This is a genomic window from Streptomyces sp. PsTaAH-137, from assembly GCF_003259365.1.
Classification (GTDB): Bacteria; Actinomycetota; Actinomycetes; order Streptomycetales; family Streptomycetaceae; genus Streptomyces.
In genome coordinates this window covers 1-3,231 of the sequence record NZ_QLLY01000061.1, presented here as the reverse complement: position 1 = coordinate 3,231, position 3,231 = coordinate 1, and the positions used below count along the sequence as shown (strand labels likewise).

The window sequence follows — 3,231 nt, the reverse complement described above, 5'->3', positions numbered from 1 at the left end:
CCCCCGCCTCACCCCGCCACCGGCTGCGCGCCGACCTGGCCGAAGGGCTGCGCTTCATCAAGAACCACCGCCCGGTCCAGCTCGTGATCGTCGCCGGAGCGGCCTCCAACCTCTTCACCGCGGGCCTGATGGCCCTTCAAGTCCTCTACGCGACCCGTGACCTGGACCTCTCGCCGCGGACCATCGGCATCTGCCTCGCCGCGGAAGGAGCCGCGGCCCTGATCGGATCGGCCCTCGTCACGCGCGTCATCGCCCGCGGCGGAGAACCCCGGACCGTCCTCATCGGCCTGGCCGTCCTCACCGGCGGCGGCTTCGTCCTCGCGGCGACCACACGGGACTGGTCATGGGCGGGCTTCGCGACGGCCCAGTTCGCGTTCGGCCTCAGCTCGCCTCTGATCAACGTCGCCCTGGTGACACTGCGCCAGCGCCTCACCCCCGACCACGTACTCGGCCGCGTCAACGCGGCGGCCCGCGTCGGCATCATGTCGAGCCTGCCCCTGGGCTCACTCCTCGTGGGCCTGCTGGCGGGCGCGATCGGAAACCAGGGCGCCCTCTGGTTCTGCGCCCTCGGCCTCGCCACGGTCCTCGCCACGACGGCGCTGCCGCTGCTGCGCGTACAGACAACAGCAACCGAGGCGCGGGCGGCCTCGGTCGGCTGAACGGCCGGCCCCGGGCGAACAGCCGCCCGGGACCGGCCCGCAAGAACCGGCTCAGCCGCGGCGGGCGGCGGCCTTGCGACGGGTCAGGAACACGGCACCGCCACCGACGAGGAGCAGCGCCGCGGCGCCGCCCACCAGCGCACCGGTGTTGTCCGCGCCGGTCTGGGCGAGATCGCCGTCACCGCCCTGCGCACCGGTGGCCGCCGGCGAGGACGACGACGCGGCCGGGGTGGGCTCACCGGTGGTCGCGTCGTCGGCCGGCGCGGACGGCGTCGCCGTGGGAGTGGGCGTCGCGGCGGGCGTGGACGCGTCGCCGCTCGGCGTGTTGTCGACGGGCGGCGTGCTCGGCACCTCGTCGTCCTTCGGGGGGTTGGCGATGCAGTCCGTACCGCCCTCGGACGGACCGTTCCAGGAGGCGATCAGCGCACTGCCGATCACCGGCTTGCCGGCGGCAGGGACGGGGCCGTGGCCCTCGCCCTCCTTGCCGTCGAAGACGGTCGTACCGCGGTACAGGTCGAGCTGCGCGAAGCAGACGGCGTCCGGAACCGAGATCGACAGCGCAGCCGTCTGACCGTCCTGCACCGACACGGACGCGTGGTCGACGAGTTGCTGCACACCGGAGCTGTTGAAGTCCGGGCCGTGCGCCAGGTACGAGGCGAGCGAGACGGTGCAGGTGCTGCCGTCGCCCTTGACCTGGAGCGTCAGCTTGCCGTTCGCGTCGGGCGCTATGTCCCTCAGCCCCGGACGCGCCGTCCAGGACGAACCGTCCGCCGAGAAAGCGCACTTGTCGGACGGGGCCGCACTGCCCGGCCCGGTCTGCTGCGACTCGAAGGTGCTGTCGGTGTTCTTCCAGCCGTGACCGCCACCGTGGGCCGAGGCCACACCGGAAACGGAGAGAGCCAGCAGCGCGGCGGATGCCGTGGTACCGGCCAGGCGGATGGCGAGGCGCCGAGTCATGGCGCATACCCCCTTGGAGCAGGTGAAAGGCCCGCCGGAGAACACGACGCACACCCCGACCCGGTCGCGGCACCCGGCCCGTACGGGCATGTGCTGCGGCTCGGGGACGCACCACGTTCCGCGACGGCACACGCCAGAGCGCGCGCAGCCGAAAGCACAGCCGGATGCAGGAGAAGTGGACGCCGAGCCGGATCGAACCCGGGAACAGGAAGAAGCTTCAATCACCCGCCCTCACCTGTCAATTCATCGCCATGCGTCTCATCCGTAACAATGAGCCCTTTCCAACGTCACGATGGCGGCCTGGCCGAGATCGCAGCCGGTTCCTGAGGTTGCCTTTGGCCTGGGAGGATCCGCCCATGGAGGACAACAGAGCAGTGGGGCGGGACAGCGCGGAGCGCGACTTGGATTGTCAGATCTACGTCGCAGCTTCCAGCCGTGATCGGTTGATGGAGCGGGTGGCTTCAACGCTTCGTGCGTCACTTGGTGCGGATCGAGCAATGACCTTCGGATGCGTCGACGTGTAGTGGGAGCACAACGACTACGAGGGCACTGGTGCGCGTGATGAGTTCTTGGACTGGCACTCACTCCTCGCGTGCCAACCGCATCGTGGCGCCGCGTCGACGGACGTCGTGTCAGACATGTCGACGATCCTGGGGGCGATCCGAGAGGCCGGCTATCGGGCCGTCGCCGTCTGCGACTACGAGGAGCTTCTGCCGGAGCCCGGTGTCGACCTAGTGCAATCTGACAGGGCTGCCCCAGGCTGGCCAAGGTGACGTCGCTGAAAGCGAGTTGAGGAACTCTGCTCAACGGCGTAGCTCCTGACAGACGGGTTCTTGGCCAAGTCCTTCATGTCCGTCAGGAGCTCCGCATGCTTGTCTACCCGTCCTCGATTGACCTGTCCCACCGCAGTCTGCGGTTTCTGACGGAGCAACTGATCGCGAAGCGGCAGGAGATCGGAACTCGATGGCGGCGTCTGCCTCCTGCTCGCCCTGGCTCATCTGCGGTGCGGTGACACGTATACCCAACTCGCCGCCGGGTTCGGCGTCGGGATCGCTACCGTTTTCCGCTACGTCCGTGAAGCCGTCGAGGTCCTGTCCGCCCTCGCTCCGTCCCTGGCCGAGGCGATGTCGACGATCCGAGCGAAGCTGCCAACGGTCTGTTGCGAGAGCAGCGGTACGTCTTCGTGAGCGCGAACACCGATCCGGGCGGCGTCGGCTTCAGCGGGGTTGGCCACGTGATCGACGACAGGAACGATCAGACGTTGAAGGAGGTCTTCGCGCTGGACGGCACCGTCAGCATGGGTTCCCCGTCCCGCCAGCCAGTGCACGAGTTGGGAGCAGGGGATCATGACCGTACTGGATCGGTACGACCGCTGGTCCGGCCTCTTCCGGAACTAGTGGGTGTCGCCTCGGACGAGGAACGCTCGGTGCCGCCAGGGGTTGGTGTTCGCGGCGTCGGAGGCCGGCGCAGGCCGTCAAGTCCCGCGCCGGCCCCGCCTCTTCGGCCGCCCGTTGGTTCGCCGGCGGGCCTGCAGGATCAGTACTTCGCGTACTTCATCCAGTCGTAGCGCGCGGTCAGCGGTGTGCCGGGGTAGCTGAAGGGGCCGGTCCAGCTG

At 69.2% G+C, this 3,231-nt stretch carries 2 protein-coding genes and 1 pseudogene; 2 read left to right on the top strand and 1 reads right to left on the bottom strand.

From position 1 onward, the window contains the following. On the top strand, positions 1–659 hold a 659-nt coding region (locus K377_RS40750), incomplete at its 5' end, for an MFS transporter (RefSeq protein WP_146614865.1). Positions 660–710: 51 nt separating this feature from the next. On the opposite strand, the gene K377_RS40745 is transcribed toward K377_RS40750, so the two are convergent. Then, a complete protein-coding gene (locus K377_RS40745; RefSeq protein WP_161195072.1) occupies positions 711–1,616 on the bottom strand; it encodes an LAETG motif-containing sortase-dependent surface protein in 906 nt (301 codons plus the stop codon). An 868-nt stretch (positions 1,617–2,484) separates the two neighbouring features. Between K377_RS40745 and K377_RS40740 the strand changes: the two are divergent. Then, a pseudogene (locus K377_RS40740) lies at positions 2,485–2,746 on the top strand (transposase family protein); the annotation flags it as partial. Positions 2,747–3,231: the final 485 nt, after the last annotated feature.